Origin of the sequence: Paenibacillus abyssi (assembly GCF_014640295.1) — a bacterium.
GTDB classification, from domain to species: domain Bacteria; phylum Bacillota; class Bacilli; order Paenibacillales; family Paenibacillaceae; genus Paenibacillus_D; species Paenibacillus_D abyssi.
In genome coordinates, this window is the sequence record NZ_BMGR01000021.1 from 19179 (window position 1) to 40355 (window position 21177).

General features: G+C 52.3%; 19 protein-coding genes and 1 riboswitch. Of the genes, 18 read left to right on the forward strand and 1 reads right to left on the reverse strand.

What is annotated here, in order from left to right; all coding sequences use genetic code 11:
• Positions 1-118 precede the first annotated feature (118 nt).
• On the forward strand, positions 119-1513 hold the full coding sequence (gene glmU, locus IEW11_RS23175) for a bifunctional UDP-N-acetylglucosamine diphosphorylase/glucosamine-1-phosphate N-acetyltransferase GlmU (protein ID WP_308422761.1): 1395 nt from the start codon (positions 119-121) through the stop codon (positions 1511-1513).
• A 108-nt stretch (positions 1514-1621) separates the two neighbouring features.
• Positions 1622-2275 (forward strand): 50S ribosomal protein L25/general stress protein Ctc, encoded by a 654-nt coding sequence (locus tag IEW11_RS23180; protein ID WP_188533471.1) that lies wholly within the window; start codon positions 1622-1624, stop codon positions 2273-2275.
• A gap of 115 nt (positions 2276-2390) precedes the next feature.
• Here the strand turns inward: IEW11_RS23180 and IEW11_RS23185 are convergent, their stop codons facing one another.
• A complete protein-coding gene (locus tag IEW11_RS23185; protein ID WP_229725613.1) occupies positions 2391-2633 on the reverse strand; it encodes a hypothetical protein in 243 nt (80 codons plus the stop codon).
• A gap of 94 nt (positions 2634-2727) precedes the next feature.
• Between IEW11_RS23185 and pth the strand changes: the two genes are divergently transcribed.
• From pth to yabN, 16 genes are all read left to right on the forward strand, one after another.
• Positions 2728-3288: an aminoacyl-tRNA hydrolase gene (gene pth / locus IEW11_RS23190; protein WP_188533472.1), complete on the forward strand. Its 561-nt coding sequence runs from the start codon at positions 2728-2730 to the stop codon at positions 3286-3288.
• Positions 3289-3342: 54 nt separating this feature from the next.
• Positions 3343-3573: an anti-sigma-F factor Fin gene (fin, locus tag IEW11_RS23195; RefSeq protein WP_188533473.1), complete on the forward strand. Its 231-nt coding sequence runs from the start codon at positions 3343-3345 to the stop codon at positions 3571-3573.
• Between the two features lie 189 nt (positions 3574-3762).
• Positions 3763-7293 (forward strand): transcription-repair coupling factor, encoded by a 3531-nt coding sequence (gene mfd / locus IEW11_RS23200; RefSeq protein ID WP_188533474.1) that lies wholly within the window; start codon positions 3763-3765, stop codon positions 7291-7293.
• Positions 7280-8416, forward strand: coding sequence for a peptidylprolyl isomerase (locus IEW11_RS23205; RefSeq protein ID WP_188533475.1), 1137 nt, complete (start codon positions 7280-7282; stop codon positions 8414-8416). The genes mfd and IEW11_RS23205 overlap by 14 nt, the downstream gene beginning before the upstream one ends.
• A 371-nt stretch (positions 8417-8787) precedes the next feature.
• Positions 8788-10062, forward strand: a complete 1275-nt coding sequence (urtA, locus tag IEW11_RS23210; protein WP_188533476.1) for an urea ABC transporter substrate-binding protein — start codon at positions 8788-8790, stop codon at positions 10060-10062.
• A 146-nt stretch (positions 10063-10208) separates the two neighbouring features.
• Positions 10209-11114 carry an urea ABC transporter permease subunit UrtB gene (urtB, locus tag IEW11_RS23215; protein WP_188533477.1) on the forward strand — a complete coding sequence of 302 codons (906 nt, stop codon included), beginning with the start codon at positions 10209-10211 and terminating at the stop codon, positions 11112-11114.
• Positions 11115-11143: 29 nt separating this feature from the next.
• A complete protein-coding gene (urtC, locus tag IEW11_RS23220) occupies positions 11144-12217 on the forward strand; it encodes an urea ABC transporter permease subunit UrtC (protein WP_373289385.1) in 1074 nt (357 codons plus the stop codon).
• On the forward strand, positions 12189-12965 hold the full coding sequence (urtD, locus tag IEW11_RS23225) for an urea ABC transporter ATP-binding protein UrtD (RefSeq protein WP_188533478.1): 777 nt from the start codon (positions 12189-12191) through the stop codon (positions 12963-12965). The genes urtC and urtD overlap by 29 nt, the downstream gene beginning before the upstream one ends.
• Positions 12943-13638: an urea ABC transporter ATP-binding subunit UrtE gene (gene urtE, locus IEW11_RS23230; protein ID WP_188533479.1), complete on the forward strand. Its 696-nt coding sequence runs from the start codon at positions 12943-12945 to the stop codon at positions 13636-13638. The genes urtD and urtE overlap by 23 nt, the downstream gene beginning before the upstream one ends.
• A 198-nt stretch (positions 13639-13836) precedes the next feature.
• Positions 13837-13974: riboswitch (guanidine-I (ykkC/yxkD leader) on the forward strand.
• A 45-nt stretch (positions 13975-14019) separates the two neighbouring features.
• Positions 14020-15036 (forward strand): ABC transporter substrate-binding protein, encoded by a 1017-nt coding sequence (locus IEW11_RS23235; RefSeq protein WP_229725615.1) that lies wholly within the window; start codon positions 14020-14022, stop codon positions 15034-15036.
• Positions 15037-15042: 6 nt separating this feature from the next.
• The gene (locus tag IEW11_RS23240; RefSeq protein ID WP_188533480.1) at positions 15043-15843 is read left to right on the forward strand and encodes an ABC transporter permease; all 801 of its coding nucleotides are present in this window, start codon (positions 15043-15045) and stop codon (positions 15841-15843) included.
• A 30-nt stretch (positions 15844-15873) separates the two neighbouring features.
• On the forward strand, positions 15874-16659 hold the full coding sequence (locus tag IEW11_RS23245; protein WP_188533481.1) for an ABC transporter ATP-binding protein: 786 nt from the start codon (positions 15874-15876) through the stop codon (positions 16657-16659).
• 19 nt (positions 16660-16678) lie between these two features.
• Positions 16679-16834, forward strand: a complete 156-nt coding sequence (locus tag IEW11_RS23250) for a hypothetical protein (RefSeq protein ID WP_188533482.1) — start codon at positions 16679-16681, stop codon at positions 16832-16834.
• Positions 16835-17218: 384 nt separating this feature from the next.
• Complete coding sequence (spoVT, locus tag IEW11_RS23255) at positions 17219-17761, forward strand: stage V sporulation protein T (RefSeq protein ID WP_188533483.1); 543 nt, start codon at positions 17219-17221, stop codon at positions 17759-17761.
• Between the two features lie 116 nt (positions 17762-17877).
• Positions 17878-19530: a polysaccharide biosynthesis protein gene (locus IEW11_RS23260; RefSeq protein WP_188533484.1), complete on the forward strand. Its 1653-nt coding sequence runs from the start codon at positions 17878-17880 to the stop codon at positions 19528-19530.
• A gap of 21 nt (positions 19531-19551) precedes the next feature.
• The gene (yabN, locus tag IEW11_RS23265; RefSeq protein WP_188533485.1) at positions 19552-21042 is read left to right on the forward strand and encodes a bifunctional methyltransferase/pyrophosphohydrolase YabN; all 1491 of its coding nucleotides are present in this window, start codon (positions 19552-19554) and stop codon (positions 21040-21042) included.
• Positions 21043-21177: the final 135 nt, after the last annotated feature.

A 21177-nucleotide genomic window follows, 5' to 3' on the forward strand; every position in this document is an offset into this window, starting at 1 on the left:
CGGCCGGCTCTCTTTTCTTTTTGTATAAGATAAGATATAGTAATGGCGACAAAGGTAGGCGGGATTACGCTTACGAAGCAGATTATCTTTTAGGAACATCTTTGAGGAGGAATCTTACGTGAAAAAGATGGCGATTGTGCTTGCCGCCGGCCAAGGCAAGCGGATGAAATCGAAATTGTATAAGGTGCTGCATCCGGTATGCGGTAAACCGATGGTTGGCCATGTGCTTGAAGTTGTAAAGGAAGCCGATTGTGAGCGGGTCGTCGTTATCGTAGGGCATGGCGCGGAAGCGGTACAGGATTATCTCGGCAATCAGGCCGAATTCGTGCTGCAAGCGCAGCAATTGGGTACAGGCCATGCCGTATTGCAGGCCGAAGGTTTGCTCGCTGATGAGGATGGCACGGCGATCGTCATTTGCGGCGATACGCCTCTGGTGACAGCGGAGACGCTGCAGGCGATGCTCGATCACCATGCGTCAAGCGGCGCGTCGGCAACTGTGTTAACGGCGCAGATGCCGGATCCGACCGGCTATGGCCGTGTCATCCGCAGTGATGATGGTATCGTACAACGCATCGTCGAACACAAAGACTGCTCCCCTGAAGAAGCAGCTGTTAAGGAGATTAATACGGGAACGTACTGCTTCGATAATCGCAAGCTGTTCGCCGCCCTTTCCCAAGTAACCAACAATAATGCACAAGGCGAATACTATCTGCCCGATGTCATCGGCATCCTGCAGCAGCAGGGCGACGAGATTCAGGCTTACTGCACGTCAGATACGGCAGAAGCGATGGGGGTTAACGATCGGGTGGCACTGGCTGAAGCCGAGCGTGCAATGAGAGAGCGGATCATCCGCCGCCATCTGATCGGCGGGGTGACGGTTATCGACCCGGCTGCGACTTATATTGAAGCAGGCGTTACGATCGGTGCGGATACCATCATTTATCCGGGCAGCGTGATCCGCGGCAATACAGTAATCGGCGAAGACTGTGTGATTGGTCCGCATGCCGACATCACAGATACCATCATCGCAGATCGGGTGACGGTGAAGCAGTCTGTGGCGGTTAGCTCACAGATCGGCAGCGGCAGCTACGTAGGACCTTATGCGAATCTGCGTCCGGGCTCGAAGCTGGGCAATAACTGTAAAGTCGGTGACTTCGTCGAGCTGAAAAATGCCGAGCTTGGAGACGGCAGCAAGGTTTCCCACCTAAGCTATGTTGGCGATGCCAAAGTAGGCAAGGACGTAAATATCGGCTGCGGCGCCATTACCGTCAATTATGATGGCTACAATAAATCCGTAACCGAAATCGGCGACGGCGCATTTGTTGGGAGCAATGTCAATCTGATCGCCCCGGTCAAAATCGGTGAAGGCGCCTATGTTGTGGCCGGATCTACCATTACCCAAGATGTTCCGGCCAATGATCTTGCGATCGCGCGTGAGCGCCAGGTGAATAAACCGGGGTATGCGGAACGAATTCGCGGCCGCGCCAAAGCAAAGAAAGACGGCGGGAAATAAACCTGCGGCATAGCTCATACGTGTAAACTGTCTTCAACTGATTAAATAATGGCTTGTATGGGTAAGAATATAGGAAATCCATTGTTGTATTACAAGGAGGTTTCCTAGATGAGTGTATCTTTACAAGTTGAGGAACGTAAGAATCAAACGAAGGGAAGCTTGCGCCAGCTAAGAAAAGCGGGTAAAGTTCCAGGCGTTGTATATGGCAAACAAATTGATAACGCAACAGCACTATCTGTAGATGAGAAGCAGCTTCAAACATTATTGAGATCGAATCCGAATGCGGTTGTTGAAATCGAGGTGCCATCCGCAGGCAAGCAGCCGGTTATGCTCGGAGAGATCCAGCGTGATTCGTTGTCCAGGCAACTGCTTCATGTCGATTTCCACCAAATCAATATGAATGAGGAAGTGAGAGCTTCTGTTCGTGTCGATGTAATTGGTGAATCAGAAGGCGTGAAGGAGGGCGGGGTATTGCAGATCTTGCAGCATGAGATTGAGATTCAATGCTTGCCTAACCGCATTCCTGAATCCATAGAAGTCGATATCTCAAAGCTGCAGATCGGCGAGAATTTGCTCGTGAGCGAGCTGAAGCTTCCGGAAGGCGTTGAAGTGAAAACTGAAGCCGAGGCTGCTGTAGTGACGGTGCTCGCGCCGCAGAAGGAAATTTCGGAGGAAGAAGCCGCTAAAGCGGACGAGGTTGCTGAAGAAGCGGAAGCAAGATCAGAGGAAGCGAAGATGGAGGACATCAGTACCTCTGAGTAACGGAATGAATAACGAAAAAGCAATGAGGAGCTGGCCCGCGGGTAAGTGGTGGGTACAGCTCCTTTTTTCGAAGCTTCCGCTGCTGCAGCTGCAAAAAACGCAGTCAGTACATTGGCTAGTATCCAGGCCTCGAAATAAAATGAAATAATGAGCGGTGGTAGGTGGCTTGATTAACCTTGACATATTCCCGGCAATATTGTTCAATGAACCCGATGTCTCGATGTTCTCCAGCCAAATAAATCTGAATCGGTACTTGATGCTCGATATGGTCCTCAAAATGCCGGTCATCATGTAACAGCTGCCCATTCAAATACATGATTTCTCCTGTTTCCGTTTCACGAATTGAAATATTGGCCATTGATATCACCTCATATAGAAGACAACTATCGAGCTCAATTCGTTGCATATTCTAAAAATTTTATAAAATTTTATTAAAAAAGGAGAATTTCATCATGAAATGGATTGTGGGTCTTGGCAATCCCGGTTCGAATTATCAAGGTACTCGCCATAATGTAGGGTTTATGGCCATCGATGAACTGGCGAGGCGTTTAGGCATTCAAGTTACGCAGAGCAAATGTAAAGCATTGATGGGGGAAGGCAATTTTCAAGGCACGAAGGTTGTGCTGCTCAAACCGATGACGTATATGAATTTGTCGGGAGAGTCGGTTCGGGCCTTTCTCGATTACTATAAAGCGGATTTACAAGACGGCATCGTCGTTTATGATGATTTGGATACGGAATTGGGAAAAATTCGGCTTCGCTATCAGGGCAGTTCGGGTGGGCACAATGGCATTAAATCGATCATTGCGCACACAGGCACGCAGACATTTAACCGGGTTAGAATGGGAATCTCCAGACCTCAGCCGGGCATGGCCATTTCAGACTATGTACTTTCAAACTTCCCTAAGAGCGAGCAGGAGAAGCTGCGGGAGATGATCGGCTATACATGTGATGCGATTGAATACGCAATAAAGTATCCCTTTGAGGAAACGATGGGCAAATATAACCGTTAAATTTTGAAGAAACCGGGCATACTGAGGGTATAACGCACACTCAGGAGGCATAAGATGGCTGTAAATTATGTTTGTCGGCATTGTAAAACCGGGATTGGCTCTTTATCAGGCGATGCCGCATCGGAAGCGAGACTCGGGTTCCATTTCTTGACCCCTGAGGAACGCAGCGATATAATAGCGTATAACCCGAATGGAGACGTTACGGTTAAAGTGGTCTGTGATTACTGCCGTGAGGCAATCGAAGCAAATCCCGAGCTGCTGTTGGTGATGAGTCCGTTACAGTAACCGGCGCTCGGCTGCTGCACGGCCTGGTCCTAGCCTTAGTGCAACAGCCGAGGCTTCTTTTTTGAATTCTAACAAAGTATAAGTATACGGCGTAAGCCGATTCTGCTTGATATACGAACAAAACGATGCTTGCCCGATCGAAAGGTGCAAGCCGTTTCTGCTTGTCCATAGAAATGAGGTGCCGCAAGATTGAAGGCGTTAATTGATGCTTTTTCAGCGGATCATGACTTTCAGACAGTCATATCCGGAGTTCGCAAGGGGATGCGGGAACAAATGATATCCGGCTTGGCCGGATCGTCGCGTCAAGTTATGGCTGCGGCGCTTAAACAGGAGCTTGACCGTCCGATCTTAATTGTGACCCATAATATGTTCGCAGCACAGAAGATTGCAGAGGATCTGCAGGAATGCCTATCCGCAGAGCAAGTGATGTTATATCCCGCCAATGAGCTGGTGGCAGCCGAAGCAGCGATCTCGAGCCCGGAGACGCTTGCCCAACGGATTGACGTACTCGTCAGGCTGTCGCAAGGTTTCCGCGGGATTGTTGTTGTGCCTTTTTCTGGGGTCAGGCGTTATCTGCCGACCAAGGAAGCGATCGCCGAGGCGCGAATAGCGGTAGAGGTGGGGTCGACGCTGCCGATGGAAGCCTTTCTCAGACGCATGGTGGAGCTTGGCTATGAACGGGTCGACCGGGTCGAGTCAAAAGGGGAGATGAGCGTCCGCGGCGGCATTGTCGATTTCTATCCGCTTACGGAGCCCCATGCCTATCGGATCGAATGGTTCGATGATGAGGTGGATTCGATCCGCACGTTTGATCCGTCTGATCAACGCTCCATCGATAAAGTCGATGCGTATACGATTCCGCTCTGCAAAGAGGTGCTGGCTGATGAGCGCCGCCAGCATGCGGCAGCCCAGCACGCGTTCGAGCTGCTTGAGAAGCAGCTGGAGAAAATGAGCGACCGGCTGGCCAAGGACCGCATGCGCGAAGAGATCGGCTCGGAGATCGAGAAGCTGCGTCAGCAGGTGTATTTTTCGGAAATCTATAAATATATTTCTTTATTGTACCCGGAGAGACAGACCATTATCGATTATATGCAGGAAGATACGCTGCTTATCATTGACGAGCCAACCAGGCTCATTGAGACCGCGCGGCAATTGGAGCGGGATGAAGCGGAATGGGCGACTCACCTGCTGCAGAATGGCAAGTCCTTGCCGGGCTTTGTCCTGTCGCGTGAGTCGGATGAAATATTGTACCAACGGCCTTTCCCTACGTTGTTTCTATCGCTGTTTTTACGCCAAATTCCGCATACGCAGCCGCAGAATATTCTCAACTTCATGTGCCGGGCGATGCAAAATTTTCATGGTCAGATGAATGTGCTGAAGTCGGAAATGGACCGCTGGCGTAAATCAGGTGCAAACGTTATCATGCTGGCTGGCAATGGCGAGCGAATGGAACGAATGCGCCGTGTGTTACAAGATTACAATATTGAGCCGCCTACGATGCTGGAGGGCAATCTTCAGACAGGCTTTGAGCTGCCTTCCGCGCATCTGGTCGTCATTACAGAAGGCGAGATGTTCTCGCAAAAGCAGCGTAAAGTGCGGCGGTTGGATAAAAAAATCGATAATGCCGAGCGAATCAAAAGCTACACTGAACTTAAAGTTGGCGATTATGTCGTCCATCAGAATCATGGGATCGGTAAATATTTGGGCATTGGAACGTTGGAGATCGGCGGAATCCATAAGGATTACATTCATATTATGTATGCGGCCGGCGACAAGCTCTCCGTGCCAATCGATCAGATTGACCTGATTCAGAAGTATGTCGGTTCGGAGGAAAAGGAGCCTAAGGTATACAAGCTTGGCGGCAGCGAATGGACAAGGGTGAAGAATAAGGTCCGCACCTCTGTTCAGGATATCGCCGATGATCTGATTAAGCTTTATGCTGACCGGCAGGCATCTGCGGGTTTTGGATTCGGTAAGGATACGCCTTACCAACAGGAATTCGAGGCGATGTTTCCGTACGATGAGACGCGCGATCAATTGCGGGCGATCGAAGAGATCAAGAAGGATATGGAAATGTCGCGGCCGATGGACCGGCTGTTGTGCGGAGATGTAGGTTACGGCAAGACAGAGGTGGCGATCCGCGCGGCATTTAAAGCGGCCATCGAAGGGAAGCAGGTCGCTGTGCTTGTGCCGACTACGATTCTGGCGCAACAGCACTATGAAACGTTCCGCGAGCGCTTTTCGGACTATCCGTTTAATATCCAGGTGCTCAGCCGTTTCCGTTCCCGCAAGGAGCAGAATGAGACGATGAAAGGATTGAAGGCCGGAACGGTCGACGTCGTCATCGGTACGCACCGTCTGCTGTCGCAGGATATTATCTTTAAAGATTTGGGACTGCTTATCGTCGATGAGGAGCAGCGGTTCGGCGTATCCCACAAGGAGAAGCTGAAAAAGCTCAAAACTAATGTCGATGTGTTAACGTTAACCGCGACGCCAATTCCGCGGACGCTCCATATGTCCATGCTTGGCGTGCGCGATCTGTCGGTTATCGAAACGCCGCCGGAGAATCGCTTTCCAGTGCAAACGTACGTCGTTGAGCACAACGCGGCGCTCGTGCGGGAAGCGGTGGAACGCGAGCTGGCCCGGGGCGGACAGGTCTATTATCTGTATAACCGGGTGCAGGGAATCTATCAGATGGCCGAGCAAATTAATGCGCTTGTGCCAAATGCCAGAGTGGCGGTAGGCCATGGGCAAATGTCGGAGCAGGAGCTGGAGAAAACGATTCTGGACTTCCTCGACGGCGAATCGGACGTTCTGGTCAGCACCAGCATTATCGAGACCGGCGTGGACATCCCGAATGTGAACACCTTGATCGTCCATGATGCGGATAAGATGGGCTTATCCCAGCTGTATCAGCTGCGGGGAAGGGTAGGGCGTTCCAATCGGATTGCCTATGCCTATTTCACCTATCAGCGTGACAAGGTATTAACGGAGGTTGCGGAGAAACGGCTGCAGTCGATCAAGGAGTTCACCGAGCTTGGTTCCGGCTTCAAGATCGCCATGCGGGATTTGTCCATTCGCGGCGCGGGCAACCTGCTTGGCGCGGAACAGCACGGCTTTATCGCATCGGTCGGGTTCGACCTCTACTCGCAGATGCTGGCTGATGAGATCGCCAAACGCAAAGCTGAAATGGGCGGCGAAACTACGCAGGAAGAGCAGGAGATTACGACGCAGATTGATATCAGCATGGATGCTTACCTGCCGTCCGACTATATCTATGATAGTATTCAGAAGATTGAAATTTATAAGAAGGTGGCGGCGATCCGCTCCTTGGAAGAGAGCGAGGATCTGCGGGAAGAGATGGTCGACCGGTTCGGCGATCTGCCTGCAGCAGTCGATAATTTGTTAACCGTTGCGCGGTTGAAAATCTATGGCAGGGAATATGGCATAGAGCTGATCAGCCAACGCGGAGAAGATGTTACGCTCCGGTTCGCACAGCAGGAAAGCGATCGGGTGGACAAGAAGAAAATCGACCTGTTATGCCTGCAATTCGAAAACCGGTTCAAGCGTTCGGTTTCAACGCAGGAGCCGCATGTCATCTTGCAGCTGCGCGGCAAGGGGCTGTCTGACGAGGAGAAATTGGCGCTCCTGGAGCAATTTCTGTTACAATGTAAAGAAGCAATAAAATCGAAAGGGGAACTACAGGATGTTGCACAATAAACGCAAGTCGGTATGGCGTCAAAAATGGCTGCTGATCGTAGCGGCTGTTCTTGTCGTAGCGATCGTGGCCGGCTGTGGCGCGAAGAATGAGGAAGGTAACGAAGGCGCTGCAGGAACAGGAACAGACAGCGGAAACGTTGTTGCAACTTACAAGGATGGACAAGTAACCGAAACGGAATTCAATAAGTATACGACTTTTTTCGGGTTTATGAATCCGCAGTACGAGATGATTCTTAGCATTCCGCAATATAAGGAGCAATTCCTGAAGGAGTATGTAGGCTACAAGGTTTTGTATGACCGCGCTTCGGACGAGCTGAAGGAAGAAACAAATGCCGAGGCAGACACCTTTGAGGAGCAGTTCAAAACGGCTGTCGAAAGCCAACCGGAGATGAAAGCCAAGTTGGATGCGGCCGGCCTGACCATTGAGGAAGCGAAGCAATACTATCACCTTATCATCACGGTTATGAAGGATGCAGAGTCCAAAGTAACCGATGAACAAGTGAAGGCTGAATATGATAAAAATCCGGAGAACTATACGAAAGCTTCGGTTCGCCATATTCTAGTAGGGATATCCGATCCTACGACAGGCGAAGAGACCCGTAAGATGGAAGAAGCGCTCGCACGTGCCAATGAAGTAAAGGACAAGCTTGAGAATGGCGGCGACTGGAATGCGCTTGCGAAAGAATACTCGGATGATCCAGGTTCCAAGGAGAATGGTGGATTGTACGAGGATGTGGCAGTAGGCGGATGGGCCGCCGGATTTAAAGAGGCTGCGTTAAGCCAGCCGATTGGTGAGATCGGCGAGCCGGTGGAGACGGAGTTTGGTTACCATGTCATGAAAGTGGAGAAGCGCGAGGAGCAAACGTTCGAGCAGCTTCCGGAAGAGACAAAGACGTCTCTGAAGCAGACTGTGGCAGGTACTGTTTTGAATGAGTTTATGACAAATGAACTGCCTGATCTTGAGGTGGTTGTTACATTGCCGAAAGAAGAAGTGACTGAGCCTGCTCCGACTGAAGGGGAAGGAAACGCACCTGCAGAAGGTGAAGGGAATGCACCTGCTGAGGGAGAAGGCAATGCTTCTACCGGTAATAATGCAGCGGGCAGCGATGCTGCTGCTGAGTAAATGCAGTCCTATTGTTAGCTTAAAATAGAAAATGCTCCGAACTTCCTGGTTGGCAGGGGGGTTCGGAGCTTTTTTTATGCAGTTAGAACTATTTCATCTAAAGTTTATGTAAAGTAAAATAACACATATTAAACTTGAACTTGATATACTCTCTAAAAACAAGCATAGACCATTAAATCCACGTCATAAAATTGAATAAACCCCTCCAAAAACCTTCCTTATTCACAAAAATCAGATTATTTTAATAAATTAATGTTAACTATATTGACACAAAGATAACCCGGACCTATAATAAAAAACACGAACAATAACCTAATCATTGTATTTATTGTTTGTGAATAGATAAATTAGAAAAATTGGGGAGTGGGAGAATGAAGAGAACCAGACTTTATCATGCATTGTTGTTGATCATTGCAATTAGCTTGGTGATTGCGGGTTGTGGAAACAATGGCGGAAATAGTCCCGCAGCGCCTGTTTCAACAAATGGTGAAACAACAGCAGCTGCTGGAGGCGGGGAAGATAGCGATGAAATCAAGGTAGGCATTCTGCACTCGCTCAGCGGAACGATGGCGATCAGTGAAGTATCTGTTCATGATGCCGAGTTAATGGCTATCGAAGAAATCAATGCGGCAGGTGGCGTACTTGGCAAGCAGCTAGTACCGGTAATCGAGGACGGAGCGTCGGATTGGCCGACCTTTGCGGAGAAAGCGCGCAAGCTGATCTCGGAAGATCAAGTGGCGACCGTATTTGGCGGATGGACGTCTTCAAGCCGCAAAGCGATGCTGCCCGTATTCGAGGAGCTGAATGGATTGCTGTGGTACCCGGTGCAGTACGAAGGGCTGGAAGCTTCACCGAATATTTTCTATACGGGTGCGACAACGAACCAACAGATCGTGCCGGCGGTATCCTGGCTGCTCGAGAACCGCGGCAAGAAGTTTTATCTGCTTGGATCTGACTATGTATTCCCTCGTACCGCTAACCAAATTATCAAAGAACAGCTGAAGGCTGAGGGCGGCGAAATGGTCGGTGAGGAATATACACCGCTGGGCCATACGGATTACAGCACGATTATCGCCAAGATTCAAGCTGCACAGCCTGAGGTTATCTTCAACACACTTAATGGCGATAGCAACGTTGCATTCTTCAAGCAGCTTAAAGATGCCGGCATCACTGCGCAGGATATCACGACGCTTTCCGTATCTGTTGCCGAGGAAGAAATCCGCGGCATCGGCGTCGATGTGCTGGAAGGGCATCTGGCAGCATGGAACTACTATCAAACAACGGACACCGAGGCGAACAAAACATTCGTTGCAAATTATAAAGCGGCGTACGGAGACGAGCGTGTAACTGCGGATCCGATCGAAGCGGGGTACATTGCAGTTTACCTGTGGGCAGCAGCTGTAGAGAAAGCCGGCACCACCGATGTCGATGCGGTGAAGGAAGCGGCTAAAGGCCTGGAGTTCGACGGCCCTGGCGGTAAGGTGACGATAGACGGCGACAACCAGCATATTTACAAAACGGTACGGATCGGCGAAGTGCAAGCAGATGGCCAGTTCAAGGAGCTGTGGGCGACAAGTGAACCGGTCAAGCCGGACCCTTACTTAACGGGTTATGAGTGGGCGGCAAGCTTGAATTCCGGCAATTAATGAACCCGTAATAGCGATTGATTCGAACAAGAGGAAGGGAAGTATTCGGATGCGCCCGGATGCTTCCCTTTCTCAAATCCTGGAAGGTATTGTGCTTGTTCGATCGAAAAGCTTATACACAGCAGGTCCACAAAAGGGGTGAATTCATGGAGCTTATCATCGGCCAACTGTTTAACGGAATGAGTGTCAGTTCGATTTTATTGCTCATTGCTCTTGGTCTGGCGATCACGTTCGGATTGATGAATGTGATCAATATGGCGCACGGCGAATTAATTATGATCGGCGCTTATTCGACCTATTTGACACAAAATTTGTTCATCGACTATCTGCCCTCCTCCATGTTTAATTGGTACTTTGTATTGGCGATTCCGGCCAGCTTTCTGATCGCCTTTGCCATCGGACTGATTCTTGAATTTTCACTGATCCGGTTCCTCTATGGCCGGCCGCTCGATAGCTTGCTTGCTACTTGGGGGGTGGCGCTCATGCTGCAGCAGCTGGCGCGAACCATCTTCGGAGCGCCGAATGTCGGCGTCAAGAGCCCGACATGGCTTGATGGGGGCTGGATGCTGATGCAGGGCGTAGTGCTGCCCTATAAACGGCTGTTTATTATCGGGCTTGTGATCGTTACTTTATTTGCAATGTATCTGTATATTTACCGCAGCCATGCCGGCAGGCGCATGCGCGCGGTAATGCAAAACCGGGAAATGGCCGCTTGTCTTGGCATCTCCACGCGGAGGGTGGATGCGACGACCTTTGCGATCGGTTCCGGTATCGCGGGTATTGCGGGATGTGCTTTAACGCTGATGGGGCCGATTGGCCCTGCGCTTGGTACGTACTACATTGTGGATGCCTTCATGGTTGTCGTGTTAGGCGGTGTCGGGAAGCTGGTGGGTACTATCATCGGCGCGCTTGGCATCGGTTTGACCAATACGCTGTTCGAATTTTGGACGACGGCTTCATTGGGTAAGGTGCTGGTCTTCCTGTGCATCGTTGCCTTCCTGCAATGGAAACCGAAAGGATTAGTGGCGATGAGGACGAGATCGCTGGATTAATAACAAGAGAGAGGTGATCAACCGTGCAATTGCGAACACTTACACCCCAGCGAATCTACATCTTGATCGGTTATGCCGTCGCGTCAGCTGCGCTGTTCAGTGCACCGCTCTTTATGAGTGATTTTCGTCTGAATCTGCTTGCGAAGTTTTTGGCCTTTGCAATTGTGGCGCTTGGCCTGGATTTAATATGGGGGTATACCGGCATTCTGAGCCTTGGCCATGGCGTGTTTTTTGGATTGGGAGCCTACGCGATGGCGATGTACTTAAAATTGGAGGCCAGCGGTGACAGGCTGCCTGATTTTATGGGCTGGAGCGGCTTGACGCAGCTTCCGTGGTTCTGGAAGCCGTTTGAAAGCTTTGCTTTTGCAGCGGCAATGGGGATTGCGCTGCCGGCTGTTCTGGCGCTGGTGCTTGGATACTTTACCTTTCGCAATCGGATTCGGGGAGTTTATTTTACGATTCTGACCCAAGCGCTCGTTATTATTACCGTTACGTTATTTATTGGCCAGCAGGCATTCACGGGCGGGACGAACGGCTTGACCGGATTCAGCTCTGTACTGGGCGTCCCTTTAAGCTCGCCCGATACGAAGAGAATGCTGTATTGGATCACTGTTATCGCGCTGCTTGGCGCCTTCGTGTTGTGCCGTTATTTGGTGAAAAGCCGATTCGGCAAAGTGCTTCGGGCGATTCGCGACGGGGAGAACCGGGCGCGGTTTATCGGATACAATCCGGCGGTGTACCAAATGCTGGTATTCAGCATTTCGGCTGGATTGGCAGGGCTTGCGGGGATGCTGTTTGTACTTCATGTCGGCATTATTTCTCCTTTTATGATGGCCATTGTTCCTTCGATCGAAATGGTGCTGTGGGTTGCGATTGGCGGACGGGGAACATTGATCGGTGCGGCGCTCGGAGCGATTCTCCTCAATTATGCGAAGAGTGAATTCAGTACTTCTTATCCGGATGCGTGGTTATTTTTTCTTGGCGCGCTGTTTGTCATTGTCGTTGTCTTCCTGCCTAAAGGTGCAGTCGGGTTGTTCGGCAGGCTGAAATTTCCGAAAAGGAAGGGGCAAAAACATGAACAGGTCAGTCATTCTGCAGTGTGAAGCGGTAACGGTGGAGTTTGATGGGTTCAAGGCGGTGCAGGGTATGGATCTGCGTCTGGAAAAAGGGGAGCTGCGGTTTCTGATTGGCCCCAATGGCGCAGGCAAAACAACGATTCTTGATGTCATCTGCGGCAAAGTGAAGCCGGCTTCGGGCAAGGTATTATTCCAAGGCAAAGTGGATATTACGCGCAGGAAAGAACATCAAATTGCAGAGCTTGGCATCGGCAGGAAGTTTCAAGCGCCGTCCATCTTCCCGACGTTGACGGTATTTGAGAATCTGGAGATTGCAATGCGGCAAAACCGCGGGGTATTCGCAACGCTGCGGGCAAAGATGAGCGCGGAGGAGCGGGATCGGATCGAAGCGCAGCTGGCCATGATCGGCTTGGAGGCGAAGGCGGACTGGCGGGCAGGCGGTTTATCCCATGGCGAGAAGCAGTGGCTGGAGATCGGCATGATGCTGCTGCAGGAGCCGGAGGTGCTGCTGCTGGATGAGCCGGTGGCCGGTATGACTGATAAGGAAACGGACAAAACAGGAGAACTGCTGCATCAGATCGCGCGCAAGCGATCGATCGTTGTCGTTGAGCATGATATGGAATTTGTCCGTAATTTTGCCAGCAAGGTTACCGTCATGCATGAAGGCAAGCTGCTCAAAGAAGGTTCGATGGATGAGATTCAGCAAGATGATCGGGTGGCGGAAGTGTACCTTGGAAAAAGGCGGGATGTCGATGTTAGCCGTTCAACAGCTTGAAGCCGGATATGGAGAAAGCGTCATTTTGCGGGATGTTTCGCTGCAGGTAAGGCCTGGCCAGATCGTCTGTCTGCTCGGACGCAATGGGGTGGGAAAAACGACGCTGATGAAGGGTGTAATGGGCTTGTTGAAGGCGCGTAAGGGAGCTGTCTCCTACAACGGAGCCGATCTGACGAAGACGGCTCCGGGCGGCCGTGCGAAGAGCGGTATTGGTTATGTGCCGCAGGGAAGGGAGATCTTTCCGCAGCTGACCGTTTTTGAAAATGTGCTGCTCGGGCTGGAAGCAGCCAAAGTGAAGACGCGGACGATCCCGGATGAAGCGCTTGAGAAGTTCCCGGTGATCCGGGAGATGTACGGGCGCCGGGGCGGCGATCTGAGCGGCGGGCAGCAGCAGCAGCTAGCCTTTGCCAGAGCACTCGCTTCCAAGCCGGAGCTGCTGCTGCTTGACGAGCCGTGCGAAGGTATCCAGCCCTCCATTGTCGATGATATCCGCGACGTCATAAGATCGATCAAAGCGGACGGAAAGACGGCGATATTGCTCGTGGAACAAAGCCTGGAGTTTGTTAAAAGCGTAGGCGACTACTTTTATATTCTGGAAAAAGGATCAATCGCTTGGGAGGGTGGATTGGAGTCGCTTAGCGATGATGTGATAAGGAAATATCTTACGGTATAAGAATATATGTAATAAAACATGACACAAGTGTTGACACATCCGAACGATATCATATAAACTACTATTAAACGTAAGGAAATATAACAAGCTGATCCTGAATGTGTATAGGCTGCTGAAAGCTTACACGGCTTCAACAGGTGAGGATGATTCGCTTAACAGAATCATAATAAAGGTTCCTGATCAGATGTGAATGGGAACGAAAAAGCTGTCTAGGGTTCCGTTGACTTTCCGGATCGCATTCGGGTAAGGTCAAGCTGGTCCAAGAGACGGCGTACAGAGCTATTCAAGCGATTGAGCAGCTTCTGTATAACACGGAAGGATAAAAGCCTGGGAGATTACTCCCCGGCTTTTGCTATTTTTTAGCGACAGGAGAGGGTATTTGTGAAGAGAAAATGGCAAGTTTCGTTGGCAGTCTTAATGATCGCGGTCCTTCTTATCGTTACGGCCTGCGGCAGCGGTGGCTCAAGTGAAACGTCGGCAAGTGAGGAGGGGGAGCCGATTACGATTGCGCTTAGTCCATGGCCGGGTTGGTATTTATGGTTCCTCGTGGAGGAGAAAGGGTTTTTTGAGAAGCATGGTGTCGATGTCAAGCTGGAATGGTTCCCGGTGTACAGTGATTCGCTGCAGGCGCTTGCGACCGGCAAGGTCGACGCGAACAGCCAGACCCTCAGCGACACGCTCGCTCCCATTTCCAAGGGCATTAACTTGAAGGCGGTGCTCGTCAATGATAATTCCTTCGGCGGGGACGCCATCGTCAGCAAGCCGGAAATTCAGAGCATTCAGGATTTGAAAGGCAAAACAGTCGCCACTGAGCTCGGCACGGTCGATCACCTGCTGCTGCTGACGGCACTTAGAGAGAACGGAATGGAAGAATCGGATATCAATTATGTCAATATGACGGTGAATGATGCCGGCCCGGCATTTATCTCCGGAAAAACGGACGCATCGGTGCTGTGGGAGCCGTTCCAAACGAAAGCGGTCAAGGAAGGCAAGGGCAAAATATTATACTCTTCCAAAGATACGCCGGGCTTGATTCCCGACCTGCTAGTATTCCGCGAGGATATCGTCAACAATCGTCCGGAGGATGTGCAAAAGATTGTGGATGCTTGGTTTGACGGGGTTGCGTATTACAATGAAAATCCGGAAGAATCGATTGCTTTGCTGGCAGAGAAGGCGGAAACGACACCGGATGATTTCAAGCTTGGGATGGACAGCATCAAGCTGTTCTCGGTGGAAGACAATGTCCATGCATTCGGCAAGCGGGAAGATTACACTTCGCTTAGCTACACGGCCGCCAGAACCGCAGAGTTTCTCCAAAGTCTGGATATGGTCGATGAGATTGATGATTTCGATTCCATGCTGGATTCGCAATTTGTAACTAAAACAGCCGAGAGGTGATGACCGATGATACCGCCGAAACGACGCACGCCGCCTAAACTGCAAATTTTCAAAGACATCAGCTCGGTGTCGTATGCGATGATGGCGGGCATCTCGTTCTTCTTGCTGCTTGCGCTCTGGTCGCTCCTCAGTTACACCGAAGCGGTAAACCCGGTATTTCTGCCGACACCGGATGCGGTATTGCTCGAGTTTTTCCGTCAATTGGGCACAGCTGCGTACTGGGAGCACATTGGCATCAGTGTTTTCCGCGTAAGCTCCGGATTTGCGCTTGCATGTCTTGTCGGCATCCCGATCGGCATTTTCGCCGGCACATTCAGGCATGCGGAAGCGCTAATTGAACCGCCCATGGAATTTATCCGGTACATGCCTGCCGTCGCTTTTATTCCACTTATTATGGTATGGGCGGGGATTGGCGAGTGGGCAAAGATTCTGCTCATTTTCATCGGCTGCTTCTTCCAGCTTGTGCTTATGGTGGCGGACATTACACGCCGCGTGTCGCATGATCTGCTTCATGCCTCATTCACGCTTGGCGCAAGCCGCTGGAAGGCGATTGAGACCGTGCTGATTCCGGCCATTCAACCGCAACTCATGCACACGCTTCGCCTCATTCTTGGATGGGCATGGACGTACCTGGTCGTGGCCGAGCTGGTTGCGGTCAACAGCGGTTTAGGTTATGCCATCATGAGGGCCCAGCGATATCTCAACACGGACCAGATTTTCGTCGGCATTATCGTCATCGGGCTGCTCGGTCTAATAAGTGACAGAATATTTGCTTTCTTGAACAAACGGTTATTCCCGTGGGCGTAGCTCTGATCGAGTAAGCAAGGAGGGATAGAGATGCAAACAGGGAGCAAGGAGGAAGCCGCGACACGCGGGGAAATCGTCATTCATAATCTGCATAAAGTATATACGACAAAGAAAAGCCGGTTTGAAGCACTTCATAACATCCAATTAACGATTGGTGAAAACGAATTTTTGACGATCCTTGGGCCTTCGGGATGCGGGAAATCAACGCTGCTGCGGATTGTTGCGGGGCTGGAGGATCATACGGAAGGAAGCGTCATGGTGGACGGCGAGGAAGTGATCGGCCCGGGCGCGGACCGCGGCATGGTATTCCAAGGTTACACGCTGTTTCCCTGGTTGACCGTGCGGGAGAACATCGAGTACGGGCCAAAGCTGAAGGGTATTCCTACGCTGGAGCGCAGATCGCTGTCGAACTATTTGCTGAAAATGATTCGTCTGGAATCATTTGACAAATCCTATCCAAAACAGCTGTCAGGCGGAATGAAACAACGAGTAGCGATTGCGCGGGCGCTGGCGAATCGGCCGAAGGTGCTGTTGATGGATGAGCCGTTTGGGGCCCTTGACGCGCAAACCAAGCTTGAGATGCAGGAAATGCTGCTGGATGTGTGGGAGAAGGAAAAGACGACGGTCCTGTTTATCACGCATGATATCGATGAGGCCATTTTCTTATCGCAGCGGATCGTGGTCATGGGCGCCGGACCCGGACGCATTTTAAAGGAATTTAACGTGGAGCTGCCCGCCGAGCGCACACCGGAGGTTAGGGAGCACCCTGAGTTTTTGTCGCTCAAGCGCGAGCTTGCCGGACTTTTAAAACATTAGGCGCAAAGGAGCGATGCAGATGGCAAACGATAATAAGCGGCCGGGAATAACCACGATAATATCCCGCGAAACGATGTTTACGGATAAGAAACGGCGGCTGTCTGTTTTGCTCACCGTGCTAGGTCTTATCATAAAGGCGATGTTCTTTCGGCATCCTGCTGCCCTTAAGGGTTAGCGGGATTTTTTTTATTTCCGGGGAAATAGGGGAGCGGTGGAAACTAATGGAGCGTGATGAGCGGCGGCAAACAGGAGGAACGGCGCGGTTCATGAAGCAGCATGTTAGGGACGGCGGCGCGCCATGAAGGCATGTATAAGATAATGGGAGGGGATGAATACTATGGTCAGATTCGAATAACATCGTCGATGCGAAATCGGGGTGTCCGCAGTGGACCGACAAGCTCGTTTTCGCCCACATGAATCTGATGGTTTAACACTAAACGGATCGTCCGGAAGAGGATGATACATATAACGTTTAGATTAGGTACCGTATCTTTCCTATGCAATTAAGAAGCCAACATCCAGTCGAGTTACATTTTCAAGGAAAGTGGGGCAACATGACATGAAAGCAACAGGAATCGTTCGTCGTATCGATGATCTAGGCCGGGTGGTAATCCCCAAGGAAATCCGCCGTACGCTGCGCATTCGAGAAGGCGACCCGCTTGAAATTTTTGTGGACCGTGACGGTGAGGTCATTCTCAAGAAATATTCCCCGATCGGTGAATTAGGAGATTTCGCTAAAGAATATGCCGAATCTTTATTCGAAAGCACGAATCATATTACGATGATTTCCGACCGGGATACGATTATTGCTCTTGCGGGGGCTTCAAAGAAGGAGTATCTGGAGAAACAGGTCGGCCCCCTGTTAGAGAGCTGTATGGAGAACCGTAAAACGATCATGGAAACGAACGGCGGCTCCTTTGAGCTTGTTAAAGATGTGAGCGAAACGTACAGCTCCTTTGTTGCTGCGCCGATTGTTGCGGGCGGCGACCCGATCGGCACAGTCGTTCTGGTCAGCAAGGATGAAAACATCAAGATGGCGCAAATGGAAACCAAAATGGCGGAGACCGCGGCAGGCTTCCTGGCGAAACAGATGGAGCAATAAATAGGATCGGCAGCTTCCACAGCAAGGAGGAGCTTCAACCTCTTGATGCGGAAGCTCTTTTTTTTGCTGTATAATGGAGACACTTAGGGTTAGATGGGCAGGTGCAGGAATCGGATATGGGGGAAATAAAGAGAGAGGCGGGCAAGGAAACGTCGTGGCTGCGCGGGGCGATGGTGCTGGGGGTGTCGGCGCTCTTCAGCAAGGTGCTCGGGACCATTCAAAAAATCCCGCTGCAAAATGTAGCAGGTGATCGCGTATTCGGCATTTACAATGCGGTCTACCCGTTTTATCAGCTGTTGTTATTTTTGGCGACATCGGGCATCCCGGTTGCCGTTTCTCTGCTTGTGGCGCAGCGCATGGAAGCCGATGATCAGGAAGGGATGCGGCGTGTGCTGCGGACCGGCATGCTGTTGCTTGGATTGACCGGCGCGGCAAGCTTTGTCCTGATGTGGACGGGAGCGGAGCTGGCGGCCGATTGGATCGGGGATCGCGATACCGCGGCAGCGATCCGGATGGCCGCCTTGGCACTTTGGTTCGTCCCGGTAACCGGAGCGCTGCGCGGGTATTTCCAAGGGCAGCAGCAGATGGTGCCATCGGCAGTGTCGCAAATTGCCGAGCAGACGTTCCGCGTGGCAGCGATGCTTGTGCTGCTTATGGTCGGGATGTCGGCCGGTTGGCCGCAGAGCCATGTTGCAGCCGGTGCGATGGCAGGCTCGGCTGCCGGTGGGGCGGCGGGACTGCTGGTTATGCTGGTATTCTGGCGCCGATCGGACAAGCTGGGCCGCACGAAGGCGGATCCGTGCGGGGGAAAAGGACCGGCGCAGCATTCGGATCGGCGGCTGCTGCGAAACATGGCAAAGCTGGCGCTGCCGGTCGCGCTCGGTTCAGTGGCCGTGCCGATCGTCGGGCTCGTCGATGCGGTGACCGTCCCCCGATTGCTGAGGCCGGGAAGCGCTGCGGAAGCCGATGTGATGACGCTGTTCGGCTTGTACAGCCGCGGCCAGCCGCTTGTGCAGCTGGTTGTCATGGTGGCGGGCGCCGCGGCTGCGGCGCTTGTACCTGCTTTGGCAGTCGCGCGCGCTCGCGGCGATATGGCCAGCTTGAGCCAGCGTACGGAGCTGGCGCTGCGTTTCGCGTGGTGGATTGGTGCTGCGGCTGCGGTCGGGCTCGTGCTGCTGGCCGAGTCGATTAATGTTATGCTGTATGCGGATAATGAACAGACGCTGACGTTCATGTTGATTGGCTGCACCGCAACGGCAGGCACCTTGAACGCGGTGACAGCGGCGCTGCTGCAGGGCCACGGGGCGGTGCGCCTGCCCGTGGCGATCCTGCTTTTTGCGGCGCTGCTGAAGGTGGCGCTGAACGCCGCGCTCGTGCCGGCGCACGGCATCGTCGGCGCCGCCTACGCCGGCATCGCGGCGTTCTCGGCCGCGGCGCTGCTGGGCGTGGCCGCCACCTGCCGCGCCGCCGGCGTGCGCTTGCCCGCCAGACGCTACGCGGCGTGCAGCGGTCTTGCGCTCGCGTGCATGGCCGCGGCGCTCATGCTGGCCGAGCGCGGCACTGCTGCGCTGCTCGGCCCATTGTCGCTGCCCCCTAGGGCTGCAGCGACCGTGCTCGCGCTGACGGGCGCAGCCGTCGGCGCAGCCGTGTTTGCCGCCGCGCTGCTGCGTTGCGGCGGTATCAGCGCGCGCGAATTGCGCGCGCTCCCGGGCGGCGCGGCGCTTGCCGCCCGCCTGCGCCGGTGGCGGCTGCTGCCGGCGGATGAATAATACATACGAGGAGGAATGGCGATGGCACAAGCAATACTCGTTGTCGGGCTTGGATCCGGTGATGCCGATCAATTGACCTTGGGCGTTTGGCGCAAGCTGCAGCAAGCAGGGCGGCGCTTTGTCCGGACGGACAAACACCCGATGATGAAGCTGTTCGCGGAACAGGATTGGAGCTATACATCGTTTGATAATATATATGAACAGGCGGACTCGTTTCCCGATGTTTACGAGGCGATTGTAGAGGAATTGATCGGGCAAGCACTTGCACTCGGCGGAGAAGATGGTAATATCGTATATGCTGTTCCCGGCCACCCGATGGTAGCGGAGCGTACGGTACAGCTGCTGCGTGAACGATGCCCGCAGCATGGCATCTCCCTTGACATTTTCGGAGGGGAGAGCTTTTTGGATCAAGCCTTTGTGCGGCTCGGGTTTGATCCGATCGAAGGCTTTCAGCTGTTGGATGCCGGAGGATTAAATCCCGCATTTCTGCAGCCGCAGCTGCATACGGTCATCGGCCAGGTATACGATCAGTACACGGCGTCGGAAGTGAAGCTGACGCTTATGGAGCGTTATCCGGATGATTTTCCGGTTGTAGTCGGACACGCGCTTGGTGTGGCAAATGAAGAACAGATCAGTACGGTTCCGTTATATGAACTTGATCGCATAGACGGTTACGGCAACCTGTCGCTCATCTGGATTCCCCGTTCCGATGACGCTTCGCTGCGCAACCGATCCTTCGAACGGCTGCATGAGATCGTCCAAATCCTGCGCAGCCCGGAAGGCTGTCCTTGGGACCGCGAGCAGACGCATCAGTCGATCCGCAAAAACTTTATCGAAGAAACGTATGAAGCGCTCGAAGCGCTCGACAACGATGATCCGGAGGGCATGCGGGAAGAATTCGGGGATGTTATCCTGCAGGTGATGCTTCACAGCCAGATGGAGGAAGAGCTTGGAAGCTTCACTGTATATGATGTCATCGAGTCATTGAACGAGAAGCTGCTGTTCCGGCATCCGCATGTGTTCGGGGATGTTGACGCAGGCGATGCCAAGGCGGCGCTGAGCAGTTGGGAGCGCATGAAGGCGGAGGAGAAACGCAGGAAGGGAATCGATCCGCAGCGTCAATCCGTATTGGACGGGATTCCGCCTGACCTGCCCGCACTGATGAAAGCCTACAAGCTCCAGAAGAAGGCGTCCAAGGTCGGATTTGATTGGGATCATATCGATGCCGTATTCGCCAAGGTAAAGGAGGAGCTCGCAGAGCTTCGCGAAGCGGCTTCCTCGGGTAATCCGGAGGAGCAAGCGGCAGAGCTTGGCGACCTTTTGTTTGCTGTGATAAATGTTTCCCGTTTTCTGGATGCGGATCCGGAAGAGGCGCTTGCCCGGACGAACCGGAAATTTTTGAAGCGTTTTGCTTATATTGAAGAGCAGCTCCGTATAAGCGGCAAAACTTTTGACCAGACTGATTTAACAGAAATGGATGCTTGGTGGGAAGAGGCAAAGCGCTTTTCATGATCTTTTTCTACAAATTTCGGCCTAATCCCCCAGCATTCGCAAAAAAATTTAAAGGTCCAGCAGGATTTTTCCAGCATCGGGAAGAATAGTATTCATCGAACGGAAACATCATATCCGATTGCGAGGCGGCCTTAA

Excerpts from the sequence above, each read along its gene's own strand:
- IEW11_RS23180 (WP_188533471.1), top strand. The coding sequence starts at position 1,622 with ATGAGTGTATCTTTACAAGTTGAGGAACGTAAGAATCAAACGAAGGGA.
- IEW11_RS23185 (WP_229725613.1), bottom strand. The coding sequence starts at position 2,633 with ATGGCCAATATTTCAATTCGTGAAACGGAAACAGGAGAAATCATGTAT.
- pth (WP_188533472.1), top strand. The coding sequence starts at position 2,728 with ATGAAATGGATTGTGGGTCTTGGCAATCCCGGTTCGAATTATCAAGGT.
- fin (WP_188533473.1), top strand. The coding sequence starts at position 3,343 with ATGGCTGTAAATTATGTTTGTCGGCATTGTAAAACCGGGATTGGCTCT.
- IEW11_RS23205 (WP_188533475.1), top strand. The coding sequence starts at position 7,280 with ATGTTGCACAATAAACGCAAGTCGGTATGGCGTCAAAAATGGCTGCTG.
- urtA (WP_188533476.1), top strand. The coding sequence starts at position 8,788 with ATGAAGAGAACCAGACTTTATCATGCATTGTTGTTGATCATTGCAATT.
- urtB (WP_188533477.1), top strand. The coding sequence starts at position 10,209 with ATGGAGCTTATCATCGGCCAACTGTTTAACGGAATGAGTGTCAGTTCG.
- urtD (WP_188533478.1), top strand. The coding sequence starts at position 12,189 with ATGAACAGGTCAGTCATTCTGCAGTGTGAAGCGGTAACGGTGGAGTTT.
- urtE (WP_188533479.1), top strand. The coding sequence starts at position 12,943 with ATGTTAGCCGTTCAACAGCTTGAAGCCGGATATGGAGAAAGCGTCATT.
- IEW11_RS23240 (WP_188533480.1), top strand. The coding sequence starts at position 15,043 with ATGATACCGCCGAAACGACGCACGCCGCCTAAACTGCAAATTTTCAAA.
- IEW11_RS23245 (WP_188533481.1), top strand. The coding sequence starts at position 15,874 with ATGCAAACAGGGAGCAAGGAGGAAGCCGCGACACGCGGGGAAATCGTC.
- IEW11_RS23250 (WP_188533482.1), top strand. The coding sequence starts at position 16,679 with ATGGCAAACGATAATAAGCGGCCGGGAATAACCACGATAATATCCCGC.
- spoVT (WP_188533483.1), top strand. The coding sequence starts at position 17,219 with ATGAAAGCAACAGGAATCGTTCGTCGTATCGATGATCTAGGCCGGGTG.
- IEW11_RS23260 (WP_188533484.1), top strand. The coding sequence starts at position 17,878 with ATGGGGGAAATAAAGAGAGAGGCGGGCAAGGAAACGTCGTGGCTGCGC.
- yabN (WP_188533485.1), top strand. The coding sequence starts at position 19,552 with ATGGCACAAGCAATACTCGTTGTCGGGCTTGGATCCGGTGATGCCGAT.